Source organism: Ensifer sp. MJa1 (genome assembly GCF_037026475.1).
Classification (GTDB): domain Bacteria; phylum Pseudomonadota; class Alphaproteobacteria; order Rhizobiales; family Rhizobiaceae; genus Ensifer.
In genome coordinates this window covers 1-25,282 of sequence record NZ_JAKUMO010000040.1, presented here as the reverse complement: position 1 = coordinate 25,282, position 25,282 = coordinate 1, and the positions used below count along the sequence as shown (strand labels likewise).

Annotated in this window: 22 protein-coding genes; 12 read left to right on the top strand and 10 right to left on the bottom strand. The window is 62.5% G+C overall.

The features are described 5' to 3' along the window. Positions 1 to 120 precede the first annotated feature (120 nt). Positions 121 to 2,181: an RNA polymerase sigma factor RpoD gene (gene rpoD, locus MKZ91_RS30440; protein ID WP_336174752.1), complete on the bottom strand. Its 2,061-nt coding sequence runs from the start codon at positions 2,179 to 2,181 to the stop codon at positions 121 to 123. 89 nt (positions 2,182 to 2,270) lie between these two features. Continuing rightward, positions 2,271 to 2,495, bottom strand: coding sequence for a hypothetical protein (locus MKZ91_RS30435; protein ID WP_336174751.1), 225 nt, complete (start codon positions 2,493 to 2,495; stop codon positions 2,271 to 2,273). A gap of 366 nt (positions 2,496 to 2,861) precedes the next feature. On the opposite strand from MKZ91_RS30435, the gene MKZ91_RS30430 reads away from it, so the two are divergent. Then, a complete protein-coding gene (locus tag MKZ91_RS30430; protein ID WP_336174750.1) occupies positions 2,862 to 3,320 on the top strand; it encodes a hypothetical protein in 459 nt (152 codons plus the stop codon). A 22-nt stretch (positions 3,321 to 3,342) separates the two neighbouring features. Here MKZ91_RS30430 and tdh read toward each other — a convergent pair whose 3' ends face one another. Both tdh and MKZ91_RS30420 read right to left on the bottom strand, forming a co-directional pair. Then, positions 3,343 to 4,377, bottom strand: a complete 1,035-nt coding sequence (gene tdh / locus MKZ91_RS30425; RefSeq protein ID WP_336174749.1) for an L-threonine 3-dehydrogenase — start codon at positions 4,375 to 4,377, stop codon at positions 3,343 to 3,345. A 358-nt stretch (positions 4,378 to 4,735) separates the two neighbouring features. Further along, complete coding sequence (locus MKZ91_RS30420; RefSeq protein WP_336174748.1) at positions 4,736 to 5,923, bottom strand: glycine C-acetyltransferase; 1,188 nt, start codon at positions 5,921 to 5,923, stop codon at positions 4,736 to 4,738. Between MKZ91_RS30420 and MKZ91_RS30415 the strand changes: the two genes are divergently transcribed. Then, positions 5,922 to 6,296, top strand: a complete 375-nt coding sequence (locus MKZ91_RS30415; protein ID WP_336174747.1) for a hypothetical protein — start codon at positions 5,922 to 5,924, stop codon at positions 6,294 to 6,296. The genes MKZ91_RS30420 and MKZ91_RS30415 overlap by 2 nt on opposite strands. On the opposite strand, the gene recQ is transcribed toward MKZ91_RS30415, so the two are convergent. Continuing rightward, positions 6,271 to 8,139 (bottom strand): DNA helicase RecQ, encoded by a 1,869-nt coding sequence (gene recQ, locus MKZ91_RS30410; RefSeq protein WP_336174746.1) that lies wholly within the window; start codon positions 8,137 to 8,139, stop codon positions 6,271 to 6,273. The genes MKZ91_RS30415 and recQ overlap by 26 nt on opposite strands. A 202-nt stretch (positions 8,140 to 8,341) precedes the next feature. On the opposite strand from recQ, the gene MKZ91_RS30405 reads away from it, so the two are divergent. Continuing rightward, positions 8,342 to 9,181: a glycosyl transferase gene (locus MKZ91_RS30405; RefSeq protein WP_442892372.1), complete on the top strand. Its 840-nt coding sequence runs from the start codon at positions 8,342 to 8,344 to the stop codon at positions 9,179 to 9,181. Between the two features lie 64 nt (positions 9,182 to 9,245). Here MKZ91_RS30405 and dnaG read toward each other — a convergent pair whose 3' ends face one another. Beyond that, positions 9,246 to 11,255 carry a DNA primase gene (gene dnaG / locus MKZ91_RS30400; protein ID WP_336174745.1) on the bottom strand — a complete coding sequence of 670 codons (2,010 nt, stop codon included), beginning with the start codon at positions 11,253 to 11,255 and terminating at the stop codon, positions 9,246 to 9,248. A 208-nt stretch (positions 11,256 to 11,463) separates the two neighbouring features. On the opposite strand from dnaG, the gene MKZ91_RS30395 reads away from it, so the two are divergent. Then, positions 11,464 to 12,369 carry a hypothetical protein gene (locus MKZ91_RS30395; RefSeq protein ID WP_336174744.1) on the top strand — a complete coding sequence of 302 codons (906 nt, stop codon included), beginning with the start codon at positions 11,464 to 11,466 and terminating at the stop codon, positions 12,367 to 12,369. Here the strand turns inward: MKZ91_RS30395 and MKZ91_RS30390 are convergent. Next, the gene (locus MKZ91_RS30390; RefSeq protein ID WP_336174743.1) at positions 12,362 to 12,811 is read right to left on the bottom strand and encodes a GatB/YqeY domain-containing protein; all 450 of its coding nucleotides are present in this window, start codon (positions 12,809 to 12,811) and stop codon (positions 12,362 to 12,364) included. The genes MKZ91_RS30395 and MKZ91_RS30390 overlap by 8 nt on opposite strands. A 326-nt stretch (positions 12,812 to 13,137) precedes the next feature. Here MKZ91_RS30390 and carA point away from each other — a divergent pair, with 326 nt between their 5' ends. Then, the gene (gene carA, locus MKZ91_RS30385) at positions 13,138 to 14,343 is read left to right on the top strand and encodes a glutamine-hydrolyzing carbamoyl-phosphate synthase small subunit (RefSeq protein ID WP_336174742.1); all 1,206 of its coding nucleotides are present in this window, start codon (positions 13,138 to 13,140) and stop codon (positions 14,341 to 14,343) included. A 101-nt stretch (positions 14,344 to 14,444) separates the two neighbouring features. On the opposite strand, the gene MKZ91_RS30380 is transcribed toward carA, so the two are convergent. Next, the gene (locus tag MKZ91_RS30380) at positions 14,445 to 15,347 is read right to left on the bottom strand and encodes a LysR substrate-binding domain-containing protein (protein ID WP_336174755.1); all 903 of its coding nucleotides are present in this window, start codon (positions 15,345 to 15,347) and stop codon (positions 14,445 to 14,447) included. A 112-nt stretch (positions 15,348 to 15,459) separates the two neighbouring features. Between MKZ91_RS30380 and MKZ91_RS30375 the strand changes: the two genes are divergently transcribed. Continuing rightward, positions 15,460 to 16,224, top strand: a complete 765-nt coding sequence (locus MKZ91_RS30375; RefSeq protein ID WP_336174741.1) for an SDR family oxidoreductase — start codon at positions 15,460 to 15,462, stop codon at positions 16,222 to 16,224. A 101-nt stretch (positions 16,225 to 16,325) separates the two neighbouring features. Continuing rightward, positions 16,326 to 16,631, top strand: a complete 306-nt coding sequence (locus tag MKZ91_RS30370) for a helix-turn-helix domain-containing protein (RefSeq protein WP_336174740.1) — start codon at positions 16,326 to 16,328, stop codon at positions 16,629 to 16,631. A gap of 128 nt (positions 16,632 to 16,759) precedes the next feature. On the opposite strand, the gene MKZ91_RS30365 is transcribed toward MKZ91_RS30370, so the two are convergent. After that, a complete protein-coding gene (locus MKZ91_RS30365; protein WP_336174739.1) occupies positions 16,760 to 17,962 on the bottom strand; it encodes a pyridoxal phosphate-dependent aminotransferase in 1,203 nt (400 codons plus the stop codon). Positions 17,963 to 18,422: 460 nt separating this feature from the next. Between MKZ91_RS30365 and MKZ91_RS30360 the strand changes: the two genes are divergently transcribed. The 3 genes from MKZ91_RS30360 (at position 18,423) to MKZ91_RS30350 (ending at position 22,711) form a co-directional block, all read left to right on the top strand. Continuing rightward, the gene (locus MKZ91_RS30360; RefSeq protein WP_442892371.1) at positions 18,423 to 20,777 is read left to right on the top strand and encodes a marine proteobacterial sortase target protein; all 2,355 of its coding nucleotides are present in this window, start codon (positions 18,423 to 18,425) and stop codon (positions 20,775 to 20,777) included. Further along, positions 20,767 to 21,435, top strand: a complete 669-nt coding sequence (locus MKZ91_RS30355) for a class GN sortase (protein ID WP_336174738.1) — start codon at positions 20,767 to 20,769, stop codon at positions 21,433 to 21,435. Before MKZ91_RS30360 ends, MKZ91_RS30355 begins: the two co-directional genes overlap by 11 nt. 136 nt (positions 21,436 to 21,571) lie before the next feature. Beyond that, positions 21,572 to 22,711 (top strand): PQQ-dependent sugar dehydrogenase, encoded by a 1,140-nt coding sequence (locus tag MKZ91_RS30350; RefSeq protein WP_442892370.1) that lies wholly within the window; start codon positions 21,572 to 21,574, stop codon positions 22,709 to 22,711. Between the two features lie 24 nt (positions 22,712 to 22,735). Here MKZ91_RS30350 and MKZ91_RS30345 read toward each other — a convergent pair whose 3' ends face one another. Continuing rightward, positions 22,736 to 23,167, bottom strand: coding sequence for a hypothetical protein (locus tag MKZ91_RS30345; RefSeq protein ID WP_336174737.1), 432 nt, complete (start codon positions 23,165 to 23,167; stop codon positions 22,736 to 22,738). A gap of 175 nt (positions 23,168 to 23,342) precedes the next feature. Between MKZ91_RS30345 and MKZ91_RS30340 the strand changes: the two genes are divergently transcribed. Continuing rightward, complete coding sequence (locus MKZ91_RS30340; protein WP_336174736.1) at positions 23,343 to 24,239, top strand: DMT family transporter; 897 nt, start codon at positions 23,343 to 23,345, stop codon at positions 24,237 to 24,239. A 699-nt stretch (positions 24,240 to 24,938) separates the two neighbouring features. Then, positions 24,939 to 25,154 carry a cold-shock protein gene (locus MKZ91_RS30335; protein ID WP_043618050.1) on the top strand — a complete coding sequence of 72 codons (216 nt, stop codon included), beginning with the start codon at positions 24,939 to 24,941 and terminating at the stop codon, positions 25,152 to 25,154. Positions 25,155 to 25,282 lie beyond the last annotated feature (128 nt).

Below are 25,282 nucleotides of genomic sequence, written 5' to 3'. Positions count from 1 at the left end.
GGGCCGGGTTTCTTCAACATGGCCCACTGAATCACAAACCCCCAGCTCTCGCCAGGGGTTTGTCAGCAGTCTGAGCCGGGCACTTTGCCCGGCTTTCGCAATGTCGTTAGGTCTGTCGCCTTAGCTGTCGAGGAAGCTTCTGAGCTTCCTGGAGCGGCTCGGATGCTTGAGCTTCCTGAGCGCCTTGGCTTCGATCTGGCGGATACGTTCGCGGGTAACCGAGAACTGCTGGCCGACTTCTTCGAGCGTATGGTCGGTGTTCATGCCGATGCCGAAGCGCATGCGCAGCACGCGCTCTTCGCGCGGCGTCAACGAAGCGAGAACGCGGGTGGTCGTCTCGCGCAGGTTCGCCTGGATGGCGGCGTCGATCGGCAGCAGCGCGTTCTTGTCCTCGATGAAATCGCCGAGGTGCGAATCTTCTTCGTCACCGACGGGCGTTTCGAGCGAAATCGGCTCCTTGGCGATCTTCAGGACCTTGCGGACCTTTTCGAGCGGCATGGCGAGCTTTTCGGCCAGTTCTTCCGGCGTCGGCTCGCGGCCGATCTCGTGCAGCATCTGGCGCGAGGTACGGACGATCTTGTTGATCGTCTCGATCATATGCACCGGAATGCGGATGGTGCGGGCCTGGTCGGCGATCGAACGGGTGATCGCCTGACGGATCCACCAGGTGGCATAGGTCGAGAACTTGTAGCCGCGGCGATATTCGAACTTGTCGACCGCCTTCATCAGGCCGATGTTGCCTTCCTGGATGAGATCGAGGAACTGCAGGCCGCGGTTGGTGTACTTCTTGGCGATGGAGATGACGAGGCGCAGGTTCGCTTCGACCATTTCCTTCTTGGCGATGCGTGCTTCGCGCTCGCCCTTCTGCACCATGGAGACGATGCGGCGGAACTCGGCGATCGAGATGCCGGTTTCCGTGGCCAGATTCTGGATCTCCTGGCGGATGTCGCGGATCGTCTGGTTTTCGCTCTTGGCGAATTCCTTCCAGCCCTTGCCGGCCAGGTTGCTGATCGACTTCATCCAGTTCGGGTCGAGTTCGGCGCCCGAATACTGTTCGAGGAACGAGTCACGCTTGACGCCGTAGGATTCTGCAAGGCGCAGCAGGCGGCCCTCGTTCTGCATCAGGCGCTTGGAAATGTCGTAGAGCTGCTCGACCAGGCTGTCGACGCGGTTCTGGTTGAGCGACAGCGACTTGACCGCCTTGATCAGCTCGTCCTTGAGCTCCTTGTAGCGGCGCTCCTGGGCGGGCGACAGCGTGCCGGTGGCAGCAAGGCGGGCTTCCACCTGCTGGTCCTGCAGCTTGCGCAGCTTCTTGTAGGTCTCGGCAATGATGTCGAGGGTTTCCATGACCTGCGGGCGCAGTTCCGCTTCCATGGCGGCGAGCGAGAGGTTCGACTCGTCGTCGTCTTCCTCTTCTTCCTCCGCCGGCATCACATCGCCGCCGACATTGGTGATGTCGTCGTCGTTGGCAGGCGAGCGAACCTTGCGGGTCTTTTCCTTTTCCTCGGCAGCCTTGCGGTCGGCCTCGATCTTTTCCGGGCTCTGGAACTGCGGCGCAGCCTTGGCCTCGGGACCGGAATAGGTGGTTTCGAGATCGATGATCTCGCGCAAAAGCGTCTGGCCTTCGTTCAGTTCGTCGCGCCAGATGATCAGCGCCTGGAAGGTCAGCGGGCTCTCACAGAGACCGGCGATCATCGTCTCGCGGCCAGCCTCGATGCGCTTGGCAATGGCGATTTCGCCTTCGCGCGACAGAAGCTCCACCGAGCCCATTTCGCGCAGGTACATGCGGACCGGGTCGTCGGTACGATCGGTCGGTTCCTTCTTCTTGCTGGTCGCAAGCGAAGTGCCGCTGGAAGGGGCGAGTTCGCCGCCCTCGCTGTCGCCGTCGTCGTCGCCGCCTTCGTCGTCGCCACCGCCGCCGGCAGCTTCTTCGGCTTCCTCGTCTTCAATGACGTTGATGCCCATGTCGGACAGCATCGCCATCGTGTCTTCGATCTGCTCGGAGGTGACTTCTTCGGACGGCAGGACGGAGTTGAGCTCGTCCATCGTCACATAGCCGCGCTTCTTGGCGGCCTTGATCATCTTCTTGACAGCGTCGTCGGAAAGATCGAGAAGCGGGCCGTCCGGAGCGCCTTCGCGTTCTACGTCAGCTTCTTCGTTTTCTTTGACTTTGGTTGCCATTTAGTTCGTCGCTTTCCTTGTCGCAACCGGCGTGAGACCGGTGCCAATGCCGCTCGAAGGTCCGGATGCGCCGCGCACCCGCCACCGAATCATTTCCCCTGACGTAACGGGATGATGTTTAATTCCTGTTTAACCACGATAACGATCGTGGCAAAGCGGGCAAGCTTCGACAGTCCTGCCACTGAAACGCCTCTGGCATGATTCCTTAACCGCCGTGTCATTTCGCCATTTCTTATTCGGAAATGGTGATTCCCAGAATTTTCGATCCCGTCAAGCATTTCCGCTGAAAAACCGCCTGATTCGGTAAAAATCACCGTTACTATCGCTTTTTGGGGTTTATCAGCTTCCGCTGAAGATGTAGGCGCTGCCCGCCAAAAGACAAGGGCGCCTGCAATTTAATCGGCAAGGTCTCGTTGTGCCATATCCGCACCCGCAACCAGAACGGCTTCGCCCACTTAATCTTGAACCCAACGACAATTCTCTTTGCCGAACTTTACCGCGTCTGCACCCGGCCTGACCCTGCCGCCCGCGACTGTCGTCGTGGCAAAGGGCGCATGCGCCGCGCAAAACTATTTCTCGAAGATCCCAATTCAGTTCGCAACTTTGCAAAACTGTTCCGGCTTTTTACTTGCGCCCAAACTGATCGAAGACGACCTTCGCGCCACATAGGAGGCGCACCCATGCAAATCAAGGAAACCGACGCCATGCGCGTTCTGTCGATCGCGCGCCGGCTCACCATTCCTGAGGTCCGGACCGAGAGCGCGGCGCTGGCACCCGTCATCGAGGCGGAAATGGAACGCGCCGGCCTCGCCGCAGCAGACCCCTGGATCTTCATCGCGCACAACCTGCCCAAGAACGCAAAGACGCTCTTCGGCTGGCGGATTTGCCGCCCCGTCAAAGTCGGCAAGGATTATCGCGGCGGGTTCGACATCATCGACCTCGAGCCGATCATGGTCGCTTCAGCGCTGCATCAGGGGCCGATGCGCAGCCTTTTCACCCAAGGCTACGCGCCGCTCGTCACTGCAATCGAGATGTCCCGGCACAATTTCTCCGGCGAAAGCCGCGAAATCTATCATCGCTGGGCAGGACAAGGCGCCCGCTATCACGAGATAGAAATCCAGTTCGGCCTCGCCAATTGAGCCTGCATGCAGGCTCAGGAGCTTACCAGTCCATCACCACCTTGCCGGAATTGCCCGAGCGCATCGCCTCGAAGCCGTCGCGGAACTCGTCGATCTTGATGCGGTGGGTGATGACGGGGGAAAGATCGAGCCCACCTTGCACGAAGGCGATCATCTTGTACCAGGTCTCGAACATCTCGCGGCCGTAGATGCCCTTGAGGTTCAGCATCTTGAAGATGACCTTGTTCCAGTCGATCTCGAATCCAGCCGGTGCAATGCCGAGGATGGCGATCTTGCCGCCATTGTTCATCTTGTCGATCATGTCGCGGAAGGCGGGGGCTGCCCCTGACATTTCCAGCCCGACATCGAAGCCCTCGGTCATGCCGATCGCCTTCATCACGTCGGCAAGGTTCTCCTTGGAAGCGTCGACGACATAATCGATGCCGACGCTCTTGGCGAGCGCCAGGCGTGTCGGGTTGATATCGGTGATGACGACCTTGCGGGCGCCGGAACGCTTGGCGACCATCGCCCCCATGATGCCGATCGGCCCGGCGCCGGTCACAAGCACGTCCTCGCCGACGAGGTCGAAGGAAAGTGCAGTGTGCACGGCATTGCCGAAGGGGTCGAAGATCGCCGCAACCTCATCGGGCACGTCGTCCGGGATCGGCACGACGTTATACTCCGGCAGGCAGACGAATTCGCCGAACGAGCCCGGCCGGTTGACGCCGACGCCGAGCGTGTTGCGGCAGAGATGCCCGCGGCCGGCGCGGCAGTTGCGGCACTTGCCGCAGACGATGTGCCCCTCGCCCGAGACCCGTTCGCCGACATGATATTTCGTCACGGCGGAGCCAACCTCGGCGATCTCGCCCATGAATTCGTGGCCGACCACCATCGGCACCGGAATGGTCTTCTGCGCCCATTGGTCCCAGTTCCAGATGTGCACGTCGGTGCCGCAGATCGCCGATTTCTTCACCTTGATCAGCACGTCGTTGGGACCGATCTCCGGCACCGGCACGCGCTCCATCCACAGGCCCTCTTCCGGCTTCGACTTGACCAGCGCCTTCATCATGTTCGTCATTTGCTTGCCTCCAAAATCATCGCCGTTCCGGCGCCGCGCATTTCAGGCGCAAAGGTCGCCGTCGCATCCTGTCTGCCAAGGTAGCGTCCCGGTAAGAGCCCCTCATCCGCCCGGTGAGGGCTTGCCCCTCATCCGGCTGCCGCCACCTTCTCCCCGCTCGCGGGGAGAAGGGATATGCCGCGCCCTTCCATGCTCTCTCCAGCCGTCCTCACTCACCCCACGTCAGCCTCACCAATTCCCGCGTCGGCCACGCACGCTACGGCCATCTGCCGGGCACGTCCCCTCTCCCCGCCTGCGGGGAGAGGGTTAGGTTGAGGGGCAAACCCGAAGTGAGGGGCAAACCCTGTGTCCCGTTTTCTCAGATCACGCCGAGTTCGCGACCAACCTCTTCGAAGGCCGCGATCGCCCGACGTACGTCTGCCTCGCTATGGGCGGCCGACATCTGCGTACGGATGCGCGCCTGGCCCTTCGGCACCACCGGGAACGAGAAGCCGATGACATAGACGCCCTTCTTCAGCATGCGCGCCGCCATTTCCTGGGCGAGTGCCGCGTCACCAAGGATGACCGGAATGATCGGATGCCCCTCGCCCGCGAGCGTGAAGCCGAGCTTCGACATTTCAGTGCGGAAGAGCGCGGCATTGGCATAGAGCCGTTCGCGCAGCGCGTCGCCGTTTTCGATCAGGTCGAACACCTTCAGCGACGCGGCCGCAATCACCGGCGCCAGCGTGTTGGAAAACAGATAGGGACGCGAGCGCTGACGCAGCCAGTCGATGACCTCGGCCTTGGCCGAGGTGTAGCCGCCCGAAGCGCCGCCGAGCGCCTTGCCGAGCGTGCCGGTGATGATGTCGATCCGGCCTTCGACGCCGCAGTGTTCGGCCGAACCACGGCCGTTTTTACCGACGAAGCCAACCGCATGGCTGTCATCGACCATGACCATCGCGCCGTACTTGTCGGCGAGGTCACAGACCCCACCAAGATTGGCAATGATGCCGTCCATGGAGAACACGCCATCGGTGGCGATCAGCTTGAAGCGACTGCCCTCCGCCTTCTTCAGCTCCTCTTCCAGCGCCGCCATGTCGTTGTTGGCATAACGGAAGCGCTTGGCCTTGGAGAGGCGCACGCCATCGATGATCGAGGCATGGTTGAGCGCGTCGGAGATGATCGCATCGTCTTCGCCAAGCAGAGTCTCGAATAGGCCGCCGTTGGCATCGAAACAGGAGGAATAGAGGATCGTGTCTTCCATTTTCAGGAAGGAGGAGATGCGCGCCTCAAGTGCCTTGTGCTCTTCCTGCGTGCCGCAGATGAAGCGCACGGAGGCCATGCCGTAGCCATAACGGTCGAGCGCCTGTTTGCCGGCCTCGGCCAGTTCCTCGTTGTCGGCAAGGCCGAGATAGTTGTTGGCGCAGAAGTTGAGGACACGGTCGCCTGAGGCAACCTCGATTTCACCCGCCTGCTTCGAGGTGATGACCCGCTCGGACTTGTAGAGCCCGGCCGTCTTCAGGCCCTCGAGTTCGGAACGAAGATGGGTCAGAAAGGCTGAAGTCATGGCGCTCTCGCTCAAAGAAAACATCGCGTGCATGACGAGTATCATGACGGCTTTTGACTTGCAGCAAATTCCGGCGCGCCCAGCAGGCTCGCGCAAAAACGACAGGGCATTTCACGGCGCGACGGCGTGGCAGACATATTGTGTCGCGCGGCGTGTTCTATCGGACATTTTCTTCCAGGCACGGCGACGGGATGTGGCCAACAGCGCAGGCCCAAGAATGGCTCTTGTTGCGCGGCGGCCGCAGCGCGAATGGACGTTCAAGACATCGGCGCAGCGCGGCGGAGCGATGAATGCCCCTCGTCCGTCATTCGATTGGCGCTACGTTTCCCAAGCCGGGCTGCCCGCCCTCACCCATCCAAGTACCCATCAATGACCGCGAGAAACGCTTCGCCGTAGCGCTCGCGTTTGCTCTCGCCAATGCCGGGGATGTCAAGCAGTTCGTCGAAGTCGCGCGGGCGTTCCTTGGCGAGCGCAATCAGCGTCGCGTCCGGGAAGACGACATAGGGCGGTACGTTCAGCTCCTTGGCGATCGAGAAGCGTTCGGCGCGCAGCAGCTCGAAAAGTTCGAGATCGGAGCCGGCAAGATCGGCGCGCTCGCGCTGCGCGCCCGATTTGGCGCCGCGCGCGGCCTTGCCCGAGGTCGGGCGATCCTTGCGGAAGAACAGCTGCCTTTCGCGCTTGAAGACGGTGCGCGCCTCCGGTTCGAGTTTCAGTGCGCCGAAGGCTGAGTGGTCGACGCTGATCAGCCCCGCCGCCAGCAACTGACGGAACACCGATTGCCAGGTCCGCGCCGGCAGATCCTTGCCGGCACCGAAAACGGGCATGCCGACATGGCCGAAGCGCTCGGTCTTTTCGTTGACCGTCCCCATCAGCACGTCGACCACATGGCCGGTGCCGAAGCGCTCGCCGGTCCGATAGACCGCCGCCAGCGCCTTGATTGCCGCTTCCGTGCCGTCCCAGGTCTCGACCGGCTTCAGGCAGGTGTCGCAATGGCCGCAGCGTCCGGGATGGGCCTCGCCGAAATGCGCAAGGATCGCCTGCCGGCGGCAGCCGGCCGTTTCGCAGATCGCCAAGAGAGCGTTGAGCTTAGAGCGCTCGATGCGCTTGATGTCGTCGGCAGCGCCGCCTTCGTCGATCATCCGGCGCCGTTGCACCACATCGGCCATGCCATAGGCCATCCAGACTTCCGATGGCTGCCCGTCTCGGCCTGCACGCCCGGTCTCCTGGTAGTAGGCCTCCACCGACCCCGGCAGGTCGAGGTGAGCGACATAGCGCACGTCCGGCTTGTCGATGCCCATGCCGAAGGCGACGGTGGCGACGAGGCAGAGGCTCTCTTCTTTCAGGAAGGCATCCTGGTTCCTGTCGCGCAAAGCCCGGTCCATGCCCGCATGATAAGGCAGCGCCCTGATCCCCTGCGCATCCAGCCATTCGGCTGTATCCTCGACCTTTGCCCGCGACAGGCAATAGACGATGCCGGAGGAACCCTTGAAGCGCGAGAGAAAGCGCAGCAACTGCTGGCGCGGCTGGTCGCGCTCGACAATCTCGTAGGCGATGTTCGGCCGGTCGAAACTGGTCGTGAACACCTCGGCGTTGGTCAGTGCCAGCCGCTCGACGATGTCATCGCGGGTGTGCGGATCGGCGGTCGCCGTCAAAGCGATGCGCGGCACGCCAGGGTAGCGCTCCGCCAGAAGCCCGAGCGCGCGGTACTCCGGGCGGAAGTCATGCCCCCACTGCGAGACGCAATGGGCTTCGTCGATGGCGAACAGCGATAGGCGGGCATTGCCGATGAGATCAGCAAAACCGTCGGTGACGATGCGCTCGGGCGTCACATAGAGAAGGTCGAGCGTGCCGTCGTAGATGTCGCGGCGCACCGCGATCGCTTCCTCGCGCGTCAGGGACGAATTGAGCGCGGCGGCGTTGACGCCAAGCTGTCTCAACGCCTCGACCTGGTCGCGCATCAGCGCAATCAAGGGCGAGACGACCACGCCGAGCCCGGGCCGGCACAGGGCCGGAATCTGGAAGCAGAGCGACTTGCCGGCGCCGGTCGGAAACAGAACGACAGCGTCTCCGCCTGCCGTCACATGCTCGACCACCGCCTGCTGCTTGCCGCGAAAGGCGGAATAGCCATAGACGCGCTTCAGCACATCGAGCGGCGCCGGACGGGCGTCATCGAAGAGATGGCTGGCAGCGCTTCGTGCGGGCTTCGCCCCTTCCATCACGTCTCCTTCCACGGAATCACACCTGGCAATCATCACCAGATATGGGCGCAATGCCATAGACATCAGGGCAATTGAAGACAAAGGGCGAGATAATCCGCGCGATCGGCAAGCCTTGCACGATCGGGGATTGAGCCTTTTCCGAGCTTGACCTTCCCGGCGCGCCAGTACTTTAGTGGCTCGCAAAAATCAGGAAGTCATCATGGCGAACATTCTAGCGGCGAGCGGCGGCGTCAAGCAGATCATCTGCATCAACTGGGGTACGAAATACGGCGCTCCGTTCATCAACCGGCTTTATGCCATGGTGGCACGCAATATCACCCCGCCCTTCACCTTCACCTGTTTTACCGACAATTTCGAAGGGCTGCGTCCGGAAATTCTCTGCGAGGACCTGCCGCCACTCAATCTCGACCAGATGCCGACGAACACGCCCGGCATCTGGCAGAAGTCCAGGCTTTGGGGACCGAAGCTCGGCAATCTCAAGGGGCCGGTTCTGTTTCTCGATCTCGACCTCGTCATCGTCGGATCGCTCGATTCCTTCTTCGAGGTCGGCGAGCCCGACGACGTGATCCTTGCCAAGAACCAGACGACGCCATTCGAGCGGCTGGGGCAAACGTCGCTGTTTCGTTTCCAGGTGGGCAAGCTCGTGCCGCTGCAGCAGAAGTTCACCGCCAACCCGCAAGCGATTGCAGACGAGTACCGCTTCGAGCAACGCTTCGTCACGCGCAATGCGCCGGGCGGGGTGAAGCTGTTTCCGCGTCGCTGGGTCCTGCACTTCCGGCAGGATTGCCACTGGACCTTTCCGCTGAACTATTTCTTCGCGCCGCGCCTGCCGGCCGATGCGCGCGTCGTGCTCTTCCCGCGCAGCCTGCTGCCACAGCACGCCATCGACGGACAATATGGCTATCGCGGCCGCGTCGACACGCCGCTTGGGCATATTCGCCGGCTGTTTAACGGCGACCGCCGCGAAAAGAACCCGTTCCGCTACCTGCGCCACTATATCCGCCCTGCTCCGTGGGTGGCTGAACATTGGCGCGAATAGTCGGCATCACGCCAAGATCGAGCATGGCTTTGGGCGGAAGGCGTGACTTTCTGATCGAGGCCGCCTAGCGCGCGGCGGGCCCCTTCACGCGGCCGGACAGAACGCCGAACCCTTCGATGATCGCTTCCTGGTTTTCCAGCCGCGTCACCTCGAGCTGCACTTCCTGCAGCGTGCGCAACAGTTGCGGCACGGCCTCGAGGTCCCCCTCTTCGGTTGCGTGCGCAAGCTCGCGCTCCAATTCGCGCCGCTGCCAATGCAGCGCCTTGGAGCGCTGGTGCAGGGCGAGCGCCTGCAGATAGCCCTCGCGCGCATCCTCGGGTGCCGCCGCCGCGGTCGCCGTCCAGAGCCGGGCATAACGGATCTGCTGGTCGAGCGCGCCGATCAGTGTGCCGAACCCCTCTGCGCCGAGTTGCTCGACCAGACCCTCGCGGGTCAGGCGCGGCCCGTGCTGAGCGGCGGCGTTCAGCACCGACTGCCAGCAGCGTTGCAGGTCGCGGTGATCGAACTCGATTGTCGAGATCTCGTCGTATTCGTCGAACAGCAACTGCGGATGATTGACGATCGTGAGGGCAAGCACACTCTCGCGCAGAAGCGGAACGACCTGTTGCCCGCTGACGAGCGAGGAGCGCGCCAGCCGGTCTGAAATGGCCGTTGGCCCGCCGGCGTTCGGCCCCCTTGGCCCGCCGGGCCCGCGCGGACCGCTTGCCTGTCGACCACCACGCTCGAACGGGCGCCGCTCGCCGCCACGCCCGGGACCGGACGATTGCAGGAAGGCGTTCAGCCGGTCGCGCATGTCCTGGCCATAGTGGCGCCGCACGCTTTCGTCGGCGATGACCGATGTCACCTGCTTCAGCCGCGCTTCGAGCTCGGCGCGTTTTTCAGGCGTGTCGAACGCCCCGCCCTGGATTTCGCGCTGCCAGACCATGTCGGCCAGCGAGCGGGCATTGGCCAGCACCTTATCGAAGGGCGCGCGGCCCTCCTGGCGCACGAGGTCATCCGGGTCCTTGCCATCCGGCAGCATGGCGAAGCGAACCGAACGCCCCGGCTTCAGGTGCGGCAGCGCCAGGTCGACGCCGCGATTGGCGGCGCGAATGCCGGCACCATCACCGTCGAAGCAGAGCACCGGCTGCGAGGTCATCTTCCAGAGAAGGTCGAGCTGGTTTTCGGTGAGCGCAGTGCCAAGCGGCGCCACGGCGTTTTCGACACCTGCCTGATGCAGCGCAATCACGTCCATATAGCCTTCGACGGCGATGATCGTTCCTGCGGCAGGCCCAAGGTCGCCCTGGCGGCTCGCCCCTTGCGAGGCGCGGCGGGCACGGGCGAAGTTGTAGAGCACATTGCCCTTGTGGAAGAGTTCGGTCTCGTTCGAGTTCAGATATTTGGCCGGCGCGTCCGGCGACATGGCACGACCACCGAAGGCGATGACCTTTTCGCGCGACGACAGGATCGGGAACATGATGCGGTCGCGGAAACGGTCATAGGAGACGGGCACATCAGGCCCGTGCACCACGAGCCCGCAGGCCTCGATCTGTTCCTTGCCGATGCCCTTGCCGGATAAGAACTCCTTCAGCGCATTGCGGCTGTCGGGCGCATACCCCAGACGGAATGTCTCGATCGTCCGGCCCGTGAGGCCGCGCTCGCGCAGATAGGCGCGCGCCTTGGCGCCACCCGCCGTCTGAAGCTGGTCTTCGAAAAACGCCGTCGCCAGTTCCATGACGTCGAGAAGGCTCGTGCGCTCCTTCTCGCGCCGTTCGGCCTGCGGATCAGGCTGCGGCATGGCAACGCCCGCCATGTCGGCGATCTGCTGCACGGCTTCCGGGAAGCTCAAGCCCTCAAGGTCGGTCAGGAAGCGGAAGTGGTCCCCGGTGACGCCGCAGCCGAAGCAATGGTAGCGGCCCTTGCGGTCCTCGCAGTGAAAGCTCGGCGACTTCTCGCCATGGAACGGGCAGCAGGCCCAATAGTCACCGCGCGAGACATTGGTCTTGCGCCGATCCCAGGTGACGCGCTTGGCAATCACGTCCGAAATCGGCACGCGGTCGCGTATCTCGTCAAGAAAGGACTGTGAAAAGCGCATGGAAACCTCTGGTCGATCCTCCATATAGGCGGCAACAGCGTAGGACGCCACAAGAGTGATCCGGCTTGCACGCAATTCACAGCACGGAATCGGAAATCGCGTCCAGCAACACTGAAACAGTTCTGAAATTTTTCTGAAGGCACAAGGTAGCGTTTGACTCCGTCGGTGCGCGCGACATCAATTCGCCGTCCCGAATTGGATAACCACCATGGCCTTTGCCGTCGAGGCGCTCGCGTCCAGCCCCGCTTTCTTCACTGCCGTTCTGAGCTATGCCCGCGGCATGGTGGCGATGTACAAGGAGAGCCCGCGGCTCGCGTCGATCTTCGCCTCGCAGCAGCGATGGCTGATGGCGCAGTCCGGCCTGGCTCTCCATCATGATCGTACCCCCGGCGACCCATCGAGCGGACTTTATACTGGCCGCTTCGTCGACTATGTCGTCGCCAACGAAATCGCCAGCCGCAATACCGCAGCTTCGTTCGTGCAGGAGATGGTCGCCTATCGGTTCGCGCGCTACGCGGCCGTGCAGCCAAACAAGCGCAACCGGCCGCTGGAACCAACAGAGACCGCGCTCGACTATGTCTGGAAATGGCTGGGCGCACATCTGGCCATCCTCGATGCCCTCGACGGCAGGTTGCGGATTGCGACACTTAGTGACGAGCCGGGCCGCTTCGGCCGGCTGCAGGCGGAAATCGCGCACGCGCTTGTGGGCAACGACCGTGTCCGCCGCCCCGGGCCGACCTTCGATCTTTTCACCTGGGTCAATTCTGGCGGCGTGGTGATGGACGACCTGTTCTCCCGCATCGCCACCTTCGACCCGCAGGCAGAGCGGCTGTCGATCGGTCCCGTTTCGCCAGGCGACCTCAGCGAACGCTTCATGATCTCGAAGACCCATCTCAAGCGGATCTTCGACAAGGCCGCGCAATTGGGCAGCCTGGAATGGGAGAGATCCCCGGCACGTGGCAAGGTCTGGCTGTCGCAAGCCTTTGCCCGTGAGTATTGGGATTATCAGGCGGAAAAATTCGCCCTGATCGATCGCGCGTTCGAAACCGTGTTTCAGGCGACTGCGGATAGGGTGACGCCCGTCCTATACGAACGGGCGCCAGCCTTTACTTGAGCAGGTCTTTGACCAGGCCGGACGCCTTGGCGAAGTCCATCTGGCCGGGATAACGCTCCTTGAGCGCGTTCATGCACTTGCCCATGTCGCGCAGACCATGGGCGCCCGTTTCCTGAATGACCGCCGCGCAAAGCTCACGAACCTTGTCTTCCGGAAGCTGGGCCGGGAGGAAATGGTTGATGATCACGATTTCCTGGCGCTCCTGCTCGGCAAGCTCCGGCCGGCCGCCCTCGTCATAGATGCGGGCCGACTCCTCGCGCTGTTTGATCATCTTGGCGAGGATCTGCAGGATCTCGTCGTCGCTGACCGGGTCCTTGCCGAGGCCCCGATTGGCGATATCCCGGTCCTTGATCGCCGCCTGGATCAGCCGCACGGTCGAGGTACGCCGTGCGTCCTTGGCTTTCAGGGCTTCCTTGAGGGCGTCTGCGAACTGGTCGCGCATGTCTATACTCCATGTCGAAAACCGGCCCGCGGTGCTCTGCCCGGAACCGGTTCGAAACCATCATTGTTGTCGTCGTCTTAAACCAGTGTAGCAGGGGCAATCAAACGGAATACGCAACTGATTGAATTAAAAGGAATTTTATTTCCAGACAATTCACAGCGGCCGGTTGACCCGCCTCAGTGCTTTGGCTATTTTCCCGCACCTGCACGACATCGGCATGAGAGCACTTTCCGCGGGGTTTCCGCGCGTCCATGCCTGAGCACATGAAATGGCGATCGACCGCCGGGCTTTCAAGCCCCGCGCTCCGCCGCAACGGGATAGGAACGATGACCGCGACACCCGCATGGACCACTGAAAAACCAACCGCATTGCTCGTTCTGGCCGACGGCACCGTGATCGAAGGCAAGGGCATCGGCGCGACCGGCAAGGTGCAGGCGGAAGTCTGCTTCAACACGGCGCTCACCGGCTACCAGGAAATCCTGACGGACCCTTCCTATCTCGGCCAGATCGTCACCTTCACCTTCCCGCACATCGGCAACATCGGCGCCAATGACGAAGACGTCGAAGACCTGACGCCGGCAGCACGCCACGGCGCGGTCGGCGTCATCTTCAAGGCCGACATCACCGAACCGTCGAACTACCGCGCTGCCAAGCATCTCGACGCCTGGCTGAAGGCCCGCGGCATCATCGGTCTCTGCGGCATCGACACCCGGGCGCTCACCGCCTGGATCCGCGAAAACGGCATGCCGAATGCCGTCATCGCCCACGACCCCTCCGGCGTCTTCGACATCGAGACGCTGAAGGCCGAAGCCAAGGCCTGGAGCGGGCTTGAAGGTCTCGACCTCGCCAAGGTCGCAACATCCGGCCAGTCGTCGCGCTGGGACGAGAAGCCCTGGGTCTGGAACGAGGGCTATTCGACGCTCGGCGACGCCGACGCTGCCTATCACGTCGTTGCGCTCGACTATGGCGTCAAGCGCAACATCCTGCGCCTCTTTGCTGGCCTCAACGCCCGCGTCACGGTGATGCCGGCCTCGACCAGCGCCGAAGAAGTGCTGGCGCAGAAGCCGGACGGCATCTTCCTCTCCAACGGCCCAGGCGACCCGGCGGCAACCGGCGAATACGCCGTTCCTGTCATCAAGGACCTGCTCAAGACCGATATCCCGGTCTTCGGCATCTGCCTCGGCCACCAGATGCTGGCGCTGGCGCTCGGCGGCAAGACCGAGAAGATGCACCAGGGCCACCATGGCGCCAACCACCCGGTCAAGGACCACACGACCGGCAAGGTCGAGATCGTCTCGATGAACCACGGCTTCGCGGTCGATTCCAAGTCGCTGCCGCAAGGCGTTGAAGAGACTCACATTTCGCTCTTCGACGGCACCAATTGCGGCCTGCGCGTTGCCGGCAAGCCGGTCTTCTCGGTCCAGCACCACCCCGAAGCCTCCCCCGGCCCGCAGGACAGCCACTACCTCTTCCGCCGCTTCATGAACCTCGTGCGCGAGAAGAAGGGCGAACCGGCACTCGCCGAGCGTTAAGAGCGCGACAAACTGAACCGACAAGGCCCGCCTCGCGCGGGCCTTTTCTTTGGGCGCGGCATAGGCGGCACGTTACATGGGATCGCCGGAGCAAGCCGCAGTCAGCGATCCGATCCCTGTTCGGCCAGCCGCTCCGCAATGAAGTCGACGACGGCCCTCACCGACGGAAGCTGCCCGCGTCGATGCGGCATCAACAGCGTCGTGGTCACGCTTCCGGCCTGCCAGTCGGGCAACACGCGCACGAGGCTGCCCGCATCGAACTCCGCGCGGCAGAGCTTGCGCGGCAGCGCGGTAATGCCAAGTCCCGCCAGTGCCGCCTCGAGAAGAACCCGCGATTCGTCGGCAATGAAGCGCGGTGCCGGTCGCACGGCTTCGCTCGCATCCGCCGCGTTGCGCAATGTCCAGCCGTCGCTCGTCATTGAAGACAGCAGGGCGTCATGCATCTCGAGGTCGGCCGGCGCCAGAGGTGTCCCGCGCTCGGCAAGGTAGCCGGGCGAAGCAACCAGCCAGATCTCCTCCGTCGCCACACGCCGCTGCACGAGCGCGGAATCAGGCAGAGGCCCGAAGTGATCACGCACGGCGATATCGAAGCCTTCCTGGACGAGATCGACGAACCGGTCGGTCGCATGCAGCGCGACCCGCATCTTGGGATAGGCGAGCGCCAGAGACGGCAAAAGCCCTGCCAGCGTCATCTGTGCCGTGGGCACCGACGCTGTGATGCGCACCGTGCCGCTCGGCTCGGCAAGCCTTCCCTTCACCACCGCCTCCGCCGCTTGCGCCTCGATCAACATCGCGGCCGCGTGACGATAGAAGTCTTCTCCGACCTCCGTCACCGTGAAGCGCCTGGATGTGCGATTGATCAGCCGGACGCCGAGTGTTTTCTCCAGCTCCGCCACGCGCTTGCTGAGCGTCGATTTCGGAACGTTGAGCGCGCGTGCGGCTGGGGCAAAGCCCTTGTGGTCGACCACGTGGGCGAAAACGATGAAGTCGTTGAGGTTGCGCACGACAAGTTTGTCCATGATTGTGAACGATTGATCCATGAATGGCAGTCTTTCGCCGTGTCGTCCACGGATTTATCTGTTTCCCATCAGAGTTCGAAACCGAAGGGACATCACGATGGGTATCTACCAGGACAAGAAGGCCGTGGTTATCGGCGGCACGCATGGCATGGGACTGGCAACGGCCGAGCGCCTCGTCGAAGGCGGCGCAGAGGTGCTGCTCACCGGCAACAATGAGATCAACCTTGCCAGAATCCAGGAGCGCTTCGGCGCACGCGTTCACGCGGTGAAGTCGGACATCACCGACATGAACGAGATCGCTGTCCTCGGTGCCGCGGTCGGGCAGCAGCTCGGCGAAATCGACCTTTTGCACGTCAATGCCGGCACGTCGATTCTCGAGCCCTTCGACCAGGTGACCGAGGCAAGCTTTGATCGTCAGTTTGCGATCAACACCAAGGGTGCCTTCTTCACCGTTCAGCGCTTGGCGCCGCTGATCCGCGCGGGCGGTTCGATCGTCTTCACCTCGTCGGTTGCCGACGACGGCGGCTATGCGGGCATGAGCGTCTACAGCGGCAGCAAGGCGGCGCTGATCTCGTTCGCCTCGGTCTTTGCGGCGGAGCTTCTGCCGCGCGGCATTCGTGTCAACTCGGTCAGCCCGGGCTTCATCGACACACCGACCAAGGGCGTTGCCGGCATCACCGACGCCGAACGTGCCGAATTCAAGGCGCTCGGGGACGCGATCACGCCGATGGGGCGCAACGGTACGGCGGACGAGGTGGCGCGTGCCGTGCTGTTCCTCGCCTTCGACGCGACCTTCACCACTGGCGCCCGGTTGACCGTCGACGGCGGCCTCGGCCAGCAACTGACGCCAGCCGCCGCCTGAGGCGCATGAGAGGGGGCATCGGACGGACCGTCTGCTCTTCCGCTTCGGTTGACCCGTCGCCAGGCTTCACGCATCCTCCCGGCAAGCAACCGGAGGTGATGATGATTACAGGTCCACAATGCCGCGCCGCCCGGGCGCTGATCGAGATCTCGCGGGAAATGCTGGCAAGTTTTTCCGGCGTCTCGGAAGAGACGATCCTCAGGTTCGAGCGCAAACTGGAGACACCCGCCGACGAGGTGATCCTGTCACTGAGGCACGCGCTCGAAAATGCCGGTGCAGTGTTTTTGCCGGAGGGCGAGCGCGGCATCGGCGTACGGTTGAAGTTCACCCGCTCGGAAGCCCGCCGCCTGTCGATTCTCGAAAGCGAGGGTGGCGTGGTCGGTGACGACGAGGTGCCAGGCGCCTGATGTTATCAGCTTATTTCAAGCACTTAGACATCTAGCTTGAATCAGACTGGTCACCGCTTGAATCGATCTGCAAACAAAAAAGGCCCGCCGTTGCCGGCGGACCTTTTCTTGAAGCGGAACGCCCGGACTTACTTGCAGGCGGCGCAGAAACGCTGGATGCGGCGGCAAGCTTCTTCGAGCTGTGCTTCCGAGGTCGCGTAGGAGATGCGGAAGTTCGGGCCGAGACCGAAGGCCGAACCGTGCACGACGGCAACACCTTCAGCTTCGAGCAGTTCGGAAACGAAGTCTTCGTCCGTCTCGATCACCTTGCCCGACGGTGCTGTCTTGCCGATGAGGCCGGCGCAGGACGGATAGACGTAGAAGGCGCCTTCCGGCGTCGGGCACGAGATGCCCTTGGCCTGGTTCAGCATCGAGACGACCAGATCGCGGCGGCCTTCGAAGATCTTCTTGTTGGCCGGGATGAAGTCCTGCGTGCCGTTCAGCGCCTCGACGGCCGCCCATTGCGCAATCGAAGTCGCGCCAGATGTCTGCTGGCCCTGGATCATGTCCATGGCCTTGATCAGCTGAAGCGGGCCTGCAGCGTAGCCGATACGCCAGCCGGTCATGGCATAGGCCTTGGAGACACCGTTCATCGTCAGCGTGCGGTCATAAAGGCCGGGCTCGACTTCGACCGGGGTCGCGAACTTGAAGTCGCCATAGGTCATGTGCTCGTACATGTCGTCGGTGAGGATCCAGACATGCGGATGCTTCATCAGCACGTCGGTCAGCGCCTTCAGCTCGGCATGGCTGTAGGCAGCGCCCGACGGGTTGGACGGCGAGTTGAAGATGAACCACTTGGTCTTCGGCGTGATCGCCTTTTCGAGGTCCTCCGCCCTAAGCTTGAAGTTGTTTTCCTGCTTGGTCGAAACCGTCACCGGCGTACCGCCGCACAGCGCCACCATTTCCGGATAGGAAACCCAGTAGGGTGCCGGGATGACGACTTCATCGCCCGCGTTCAGCGTCGCCATGAAAGCGTTGAAAAGAATCTGCTTTCCGCCGGTGCCGACGATCGTCTGGGCGGCGGTGTAGTCGAGGTTGTTCTCGCGCTTGAACTTCTTGGCGATCGCTTCGCGCAGTTCCGGAATGCCGGAGACCGGCGTGTACTTCGTCTCGCCGCGGTTGATCGCGTCGATCGCTGCCTTCTTGATATTGTCGGGCGTGTCGAAGTCCGGCTCACCGGCGCCAAGGCCGATCACATCGCGGCCTTTCGCTTTCAGCTCACGGGCTTTCTGCGAAACGGCGATGGTGGCGGAAGGCTTTACACGGGAAAGGGCATCGGCAAGGAAGGCCATGGTGAAGGGTCCTGATCGTTTCGAGACGAGGTGATCGCTACGGAACTAAAAAAGCCAGGCTCCATAGCGGTTAGGTCTATGTCGAAAGACGCCCGGTCTTGCAAGCGCCGGAACGGCAAAAACGCCGGAAACGCGGGCAAAAAACGTCACCATGACAAAGTTTCATGAGTGCGATCAGCATTGGCGATCGTATGCCGCGATCCGAGCGTCGCTCAAAAGCCTGACGAGAGCTGCGGGAATGGCCCGGCAACCATCCTTCAGACGGCCACGATCCATAACACCACGAAACGGTTGGTGATCACGATTTATTCAAAAAAATCAGCGACATTAGGCTTTTTTCGGAATGCCATAATTTAGCCACCACAACTGTCGCGGTCCGCCGCAATTCCGTCCTGCATCAGCCGGTTTCCGGGCCTTTCCTTCGATGATCCGAACACATTCGCATTACGGGGGTTATGCAATGTTTCTCGACGACGAAATCGCCTCATTGAAGACCGGACGGAACGAAGCGCGCTGGGGCATGTATCTGGCGGTTGCGGCCCTTGCCGCCTGCATACTGATGATCATCGGCCTGATGGCTCAGGCCGCAGCCGAGACGGCGACTGCCAAGCCGCAACAACTGGCGGGCTTCGTCCGGCCCAACGATGTCGGCACCGGCGCGCTGCTCTTCCCGTCGAAGGAGCCGGGCTATTTCGTCGAGGCGCCGCGACTGACCACCGACGTCACCATCGATGTCAACGGCCCGGTCATGCGCACGCGCGTCACCCAACGTTTCGAAAACCCGAGCAAGGGCTGGGTCGAAGGCACCTATGTCTTTCCCCTGCCCGAGGATTCGGCTGTCGATGCGCTGAAGATGCAGATCGGCGACCGCTTCATCGAAGGCCAGGTAAAGCCGCGCCAGGCGGCCAAGGAGATCTACGAACGAGCCAAGGCCGAGGGCAAGAAGGCCGCTCTGCTGGAACAGCAGCGCCCCAACATCTTCACCAACCAGGTCGCCAACATCGGCCCCGGTGAAACCATCGTCGTGCAGATCGAGTACCAGAGCACGGTCCGTCAGTCGAACGGCCTCTATTCGCTCCGCTTCCCCATGGTGGTCGCGCCACGCTACAGTCCCGAGCCGATCGTTCAGACTGTCGATCTCGACAGCCGCACCGGCTACGCCGTCAGCGACCCGGTCCCCGGTGGCGACAAGATCGAAGCGCCAGTTCTCGACCCCAAGGAAAACGCCAAGATCAATCCGGTGACGCTGACGGTGAACCTGAAGGCAGGCTTCCCGCTTGGCGAGGTGAAGTCCGGTTACCACGACGTCGATATCGCCAACCTCGACGACCTCAGCCGCCGCATCACACTGAAGGCTGACAGCGTGCCCGCCGATCGTGACTTCGAACTCACCTGGAAGGCAATCGAGGGCAAGAGCCCCTATGCCGGGCTCTTCCGCGAGACGGTCGGCAACAAGACCTATCTCCTCTCCTTCGTCACGCCGCCGGCGGCGGCTGGCGAAGCCGACACCAAGCCGGTCAAGCGCGAGGTCATCTTCGTCATCGACAACTCCGGCTCCATGGCCGGCCCGTCGATGGAACAGGCCAAGCAAAGCCTGGCACTGGCGATCTCGAGGCTGAAGCCCGAAGACCGCTTCAACGTCATCCGTTTCGACGACACCATGTCCGTGCATTTCCCCTCGCTGGTCGAAGCGACGCCGGACAAACGCGAAGACGCGATTGCCTATGTGCGCGGCCTGACGGCCGATGGCGGTACGGAGATGCTGCCGGCGCTGGAAGCGGCCCTGCGCACGCAGGGGCCGGTCGAGGCCGGTGCCCTTCGCCAGGTCGTCTTCCTGACCGACGGCGCAATCGGCAACGAGACGCAGCTCTTTGACGAAATCCAGAAGAACCGGGGCGACGCCCGCGTCTTCACCGTCGGCATCGGTTCGGCCCCGAACAGCCATTTCATGACCAAGGCGGCCGAATACGGCCGCGGTACCTTCACGCTGATCGGCTCGGAGAGTGAGGTGGCGACCCGCATGGGCGAGCTCTTCACCAAGCTTGAAAGCCCTGTTATGACCGATATCTCCGCCAGCTTCGAGGGCGCGTCTGCCGGCGACATCACCCCGAACCCGATGCCCGATCTTTATCGTGGCGAGCCGGTGGTGCTGACAGCCGAGCTTGACGGCACAGCACCCGAAGGCAAGCTGCAGATCCTCGGCAAGGCCGGCGACCAGCCCTGGCGGGTGGAAATGGACATCGCCAAGGCATCGAGCGGCAACGGCATTGCCAAGCTCTGGGCACGCCGCAAGATCGACGACCTGGAAGCGAGCGCCTCAGCGATCGCCGATCCGGCAACGCTCGATAGGCAGATTGAAACCGTGGCGCTTGCCCACCACCTCGTCTCCCGCGTCACCAGTCTCGTGGCCGTCGATGCGACACCGTCGCGCCCAGCAGGCGAGAACCTGAGCGAGACGAAGCTGCCGCTCAACCTTCCCGCCGGCTGGGACTTCGGCAAGGTCTTCGGCGAAGAGCCGGCTGGCAACGCGCCCGGAAAGGTCGATGAACGCGACGCCGCTCTGAAAAACCAGACCAGGCTCGCCATGCAGACCGCCGACCGCATGCTGGCTGCGCCGACAGCGCGCGCGGCAAGCCTGATCGCCGAGGCGAGCAACCAGGTAACTCTGCCGCAAACGGCAACCGAAGCGGACAAGCAGATCCTGATCGGTTTGATGCTGCTTGCCACGGCACTTCTCGCCGGCACGACCTTCGTCTTCTGGCGTGGCCCGATCGGCGCAATGATCATCGCCGGAGTTCGCCGTCGTGGCCGCTGAGAAGGACGAACTCGAGCCGAGGCCGGGCTTTTTCGCCCGGCTCTCGGCGGTCGAGACGATCGTGCTTGCGATCATCGCGCTGATTGCCCTCGCTGGTCTGCTCATGATCGGCAAGGGCTTCTACATGAAGGCCAAGGCCGAGGTCTCGCAGGTGCTTTTGAAGCGCAGCTTCGAGGCGCAATTGCACGGCAATCCGGATGACAAGCCATGGCCCTGGGCCGACTTTCGGACGACCGCCGAAATCACCGCGCCACGGCTCAATCGTTCCGCCGTCGTGCTCGAAGGCGCAAGCGGTGAAGCACTTGCCTTCGGTCCGGCGTGGCTGACGACCACGCCCTTGCCCGGCGACGAGGGCACGTCAGTGATTGCTGCCCACCGCGACACGCATTTCCGCTGGCTGAAGGACGTGACGGCGGGCGATCTCCTGGTGCTGACGCGCAAAGACGGTCGCCGCTTCCTGTTCCGTGCCGGTGCAAGCCGCGTTGCGCGCTGGGATGAAAGCGGCATCAACGCGTCCGCCAGTGGCCAGCATTTGGCCCTTGCCACCTGCTGGCCCTTCGATGCGATCGAACAGGGGCCGATGCGCTACATCGTCAGTGCCGAACTCATCAGCGAACAGCCACCGGTGACACTGACCACGGGTTCCATCTCGAAATAAACGGCTTTTGATCCGATGTGACTTGAACCACCCCGCCGACCGCTCCAGCTTCATCATTGAAACGAGGTCGGATCGGAGAAACGGAATGCTGCGGGTGGGGGCAAGAACGGCGAAACCGGTAAGGACACGCTCGAAGATGAGCGCGTCGGTAGCGATGCTTGTCGCTTTGGCAGCAGCCATCATCCCTTCTGGTGCTCACGCGCAGGAGGCGCGCGATTTTCCGAGCCAGCATGGCACGTTGCGGGTCGAAACCCTGGCGACCGGCCTTGCGCATCCCTGGTCGGTGGAAGCGCTTCCAGACGGCGGACTGATCGTCAGTGAGCGCCCCGGGCGTCTTCGGATTGTGCGCGCCGGCAAGGTCTCGAAACCGCTGACCGGCGTGCCCAAAGTCGTCGCACAGGACCAGGGCGGCCTGCTCGACATCGCTCTCGACCCCGGCTTTGCCGAAAACAGAACGCTCTATCTGACGTTTTCCGCCAGTGGCAAAGGCGGTGCCGGCACCGCGGTCGTACGGGCCAAGCTTTCTCGTGACGAACGCGGCCTGACTGAGGTCAAGGAACTCTTCCGGATGAAGAAGTTCACCCGCCGGGGGCAGCATTTCGGCTCGCGAATAGCGATCGCGCCCGACGGCAGCCTGTTCTTCGGCATCGGCGACCGGGGTGAGCGGGATCGTGCCCAGAACCCACGCGACCATGCCGGCGCCATCCTCCACATCAATGCCGATGGCAGCATACCCGGATCGAACCCCTATCAGGGCGGCACCGGCGGCCTGGCGGAGATCTGGTCGAAGGGACACCGCAATCCGCAAGGTATCGCCTTCGACCCCAAGGACGGCACGCTGCTGACGGTCGAGCACGGCGCGCGCGGCGGCGATGAAATCAACAACCCGAAGGCCGGTCACAATTACGGCTGGCCGGTGATCACCTATGGCAAGGACTATTCTGGCGCCGAGATCGGCGAAGGCACGGCGAAGGAAGGGCTCGACCAGCCGCTCTTCTACTGGGATCCCTCCATCGCCCCCGGGGCACTCGCCGTCTATCGCGGCAAGATGTTTCCCGAGTGGGACGGCAACCTGCTGGTCGCCGCGCTGAAGTACCAGCTTCTTGCGCGCCTCGAACGCGACGACAGTGGCGCCATCGGCTCGGAAGAGCGGCTGTTTGACGGAGAGTTCGGCCGCATCCGCGACGTGGTCGTTGCGCCCGACGGAGCGTTGCTGATGGTGACCGACGAAGACAACGGGGCAGTGCTGCGGGTGTCGAGGGGCGCGACGCAGTAGCGTCTCGTCAGTCGTCGCCGCGCCTCACGACATCTGAGAGCGCAGTTCCTTGCGAAACATGAACTTCAGCCCGGACCAGGTGGCATCAACGGCGCAAACCTTGATGTCGACGAGGCCGAGCGGCAGAAAGACCTCGCGCAGCCCGTCTTCCGTCAGCGTCGTCGCCACTTTCGACGCCTTCTTCGGCCAGGAAGCCCACAGCACGCCCTCGGGCTTCAGCCGCGCCGCGATGTCCGTCGCGCATTCTTCCAACGCCGATCGCCGTGTTTCAAACAGGTGGATATAGTCGCAAGAGCGCGTTGCCGACGCGTTGATCGTTGTTTCCAGGCCCGAGAATCCAGAAAAGCCGATGATCTCATCGAGACCAGCAGGGACACCGAGCAGCAGCGCCACCTGCCCGTCCTTCAAGCCGAGCTTGCGCGCAAGCGGTGTGCCGGAATAGCCGCTGGCGCTCATCGATACCGCTCTTGCGGGCCGTTGCGGCAAGGTTCCCGTTCCACTGTCGACGTCCTCCACGACGTGCTTGCCGGCGCCGCTGTCATCGCGGTCTCCCCTGCCTCAGGCCATCGACGACGAGCCTTGCCCGCCCCGAACGCAACTGCTAGACGGCGCCCTGTCCGAGGAGAGTATCATGACCCGCATTCAGGCCAATCTGTTCCTGTTGGTTTCAGGCGCCATCTGGGGCGCCGGTTTCGTCGCCCAATCGACGGCCATGGATTCGATCAGCCCGTTCTGGTTCATCACGCTGCGTTTTGCCATTGCGACCCTCGTCGCCATGCCGCTCGCCATCATGGAAACGAAGCGGGCCGCCGAACCGCTGAAGCTCTCGACCGTCCGCAACTTCATCTTCATCGGTCTCGCGCTGTTTGCCGGCGCTGCGACGCAGCAACTCGGCCTGCTCGACACCAGCGTCACCAATTCCGGGTTCCTCACCGGTCTCTACGTCGTCTTCGTGCCGGTGCTGAGCGTCCTCTTCCTGCGCCGCAAGCCACATTGGGTGATCTGGCCGGGCGCGCTGATGGCGCTGTTCGGCATCTTCCTGCTCAGCGGCGGGGCCCTGTCGGCGCTGACCGGCGGTGATTACCTGACGATCGTCTGCGCCCTGTTCTGGGCCGTGCAAATGTTGCTCATCGGCATCTTTGCACCGTCAAGCGGCCGGCCGATGCTCCTGTCGATGACGCAGTTTGCCGTCTGCGCCGTGCTCGGTTTCCTGGTTGCGATCCGGACCGGGCCGCTCAGCTTTGCCGCGGTCGATGGCGCCTTGTTTGAGATCCTCTATGCCGGCATCTTCTCGAGCGGCGTCGCCTTCATCCTCCAGGTCGTCGGACAGCGCTACACCACCGCCCCACAGGCCGCCATCTTCCTGTCGAGCGAGGCGCTGTTTGCCGCCCTCTTCGGCGTGCTTCTGCTCGGCGAGGTCATCACACCGATTGGTTATGCGGGCTGCGCCATCATCTTTGCGGCCATGCTGACCGTCGAGCTCGTCCCCGAACTGACCAAGGGCCGGCGGGCGGAAGCCGCTGCCTGACCGGGCGTTCGGGCCGCAACGCGGCCCTCCATCCACTATACTCAAGCGTTCTGCGCCGATACTGGACTGACGCTTTACTTACCATTGCTCCGAACCCTTCGCCCGTTGCTTCATGGCGGATCGACGGCCGGCGCGCCATCGTGGGTTTAAAGCTACTCCTTGTAGATTTTCTGCAAGAAATTCGCGCAAGAAAGCTGCGACAAGAGAAGCGTCAAACATATCAGGGAGTTGCGAACGGTCGGCAAGGCCGGCTTTCGCCCCTGCCCACAAGCACTGCGGCAAAATTTGGTGAAACCCACTCAATTTTGCAGAGCATCTTTTCAAAAAGCTGTGATTTCAACAGCTTGCGATATATCTTGCAAGGACGCCGCTAAGCCGGCAAATGACCGATTTTTGAGCAATGACAAGACGCAATACCACGGCTGAAAAGTTTTGCTTGCCAATTCAAAATAAACCCATCACTCTTACTTCCGTTCGGGCAATCTGCGAACATGGGAAGATCTTGAAATAAAAGCGGGCCGGAGACGCAAAACTCCGGGCGGCCAGGCCGAAAGGAAGCAAGTTTTGCAACCTTTCCAATGGCTGGCTGCGGTAACAGGACCCTTTCCTCAAACGTCGAGAACTGCCTGCCAACGCCCATCCGGGCAAACTGCAATGCTGCCCGTCCGTCAAACGGGTGGAGAGAAAAGGACCTGACGCATGGCCGAAACTGGCACTGTAAAATTCTTCAACACCGACAAGGGCTTCGGCTTCATCAAGCCTGACAACGGTGGTGCAGATATCTTCGTACACATTTCCGCAGTCCAGGCTTCCGGCCTGACCGGTCTGACGGAAAACCAGAAGGTAAGCTTCGACACCGAACCGGATCGCCGCGGCAAAGGCCCGAAGGCGGTCAACCTGCAGATCTCCGGCTAACGCCGGCATCCGCTGACAGATTCAAAGTTGAAGCCCGGCAAACTTGCCGGGTTCAGACCGCTGACAAACCCGTCGATATTTTCGGCGGGTTTTTGTTTTTGTGGCAGGCATTTTTGTTCGGGCTGTTT

Excerpts from the sequence above, each read along its gene's own strand:
- rpoD (WP_336174752.1), bottom strand. The coding sequence starts at position 2,181 with ATGGCAACCAAAGTCAAAGAAAACGAAGAAGCTGACGTAGAACGCGAA.
- MKZ91_RS30430 (WP_336174750.1), top strand. The coding sequence starts at position 2,862 with ATGCAAATCAAGGAAACCGACGCCATGCGCGTTCTGTCGATCGCGCGC.
- tdh (WP_336174749.1), bottom strand. The coding sequence starts at position 4,377 with ATGACGAACATGATGAAGGCGCTGGTCAAGTCGAAGCCGGAAGAGGGC.
- MKZ91_RS30415 (WP_336174747.1), top strand. The coding sequence starts at position 5,922 with ATGGCGCTCTCGCTCAAAGAAAACATCGCGTGCATGACGAGTATCATG.
- MKZ91_RS30420 (WP_336174748.1), bottom strand. The coding sequence starts at position 5,923 with ATGACTTCAGCCTTTCTGACCCATCTTCGTTCCGAACTCGAGGGCCTG.
- recQ (WP_336174746.1), bottom strand. The coding sequence starts at position 8,139 with ATGGAAGGGGCGAAGCCCGCACGAAGCGCTGCCAGCCATCTCTTCGAT.
- MKZ91_RS30405 (WP_442892372.1), top strand. The coding sequence starts at position 8,342 with ATGGCGAACATTCTAGCGGCGAGCGGCGGCGTCAAGCAGATCATCTGC.
- dnaG (WP_336174745.1), bottom strand. The coding sequence starts at position 11,255 with ATGCGCTTTTCACAGTCCTTTCTTGACGAGATACGCGACCGCGTGCCG.
- MKZ91_RS30395 (WP_336174744.1), top strand. The coding sequence starts at position 11,464 with ATGGCCTTTGCCGTCGAGGCGCTCGCGTCCAGCCCCGCTTTCTTCACT.
- MKZ91_RS30390 (WP_336174743.1), bottom strand. The coding sequence starts at position 12,811 with ATGCGCGACCAGTTCGCAGACGCCCTCAAGGAAGCCCTGAAAGCCAAG.
- carA (WP_336174742.1), top strand. The coding sequence starts at position 13,138 with ATGACCGCGACACCCGCATGGACCACTGAAAAACCAACCGCATTGCTC.
- MKZ91_RS30375 (WP_336174741.1), top strand. The coding sequence starts at position 15,460 with ATGGGTATCTACCAGGACAAGAAGGCCGTGGTTATCGGCGGCACGCAT.
- MKZ91_RS30370 (WP_336174740.1), top strand. The coding sequence starts at position 16,326 with ATGATTACAGGTCCACAATGCCGCGCCGCCCGGGCGCTGATCGAGATC.
- MKZ91_RS30365 (WP_336174739.1), bottom strand. The coding sequence starts at position 17,962 with ATGGCCTTCCTTGCCGATGCCCTTTCCCGTGTAAAGCCTTCCGCCACC.
- MKZ91_RS30360 (WP_442892371.1), top strand. The coding sequence starts at position 18,423 with ATGTTTCTCGACGACGAAATCGCCTCATTGAAGACCGGACGGAACGAA.
- MKZ91_RS30350 (WP_442892370.1), top strand. The coding sequence starts at position 21,572 with ATGAGCGCGTCGGTAGCGATGCTTGTCGCTTTGGCAGCAGCCATCATC.
- MKZ91_RS30345 (WP_336174737.1), bottom strand. The coding sequence starts at position 23,167 with ATGAGCGCCAGCGGCTATTCCGGCACACCGCTTGCGCGCAAGCTCGGC.
- MKZ91_RS30340 (WP_336174736.1), top strand. The coding sequence starts at position 23,343 with ATGACCCGCATTCAGGCCAATCTGTTCCTGTTGGTTTCAGGCGCCATC.
- MKZ91_RS30335 (WP_043618050.1), top strand. The coding sequence starts at position 24,939 with ATGGCCGAAACTGGCACTGTAAAATTCTTCAACACCGACAAGGGCTTC.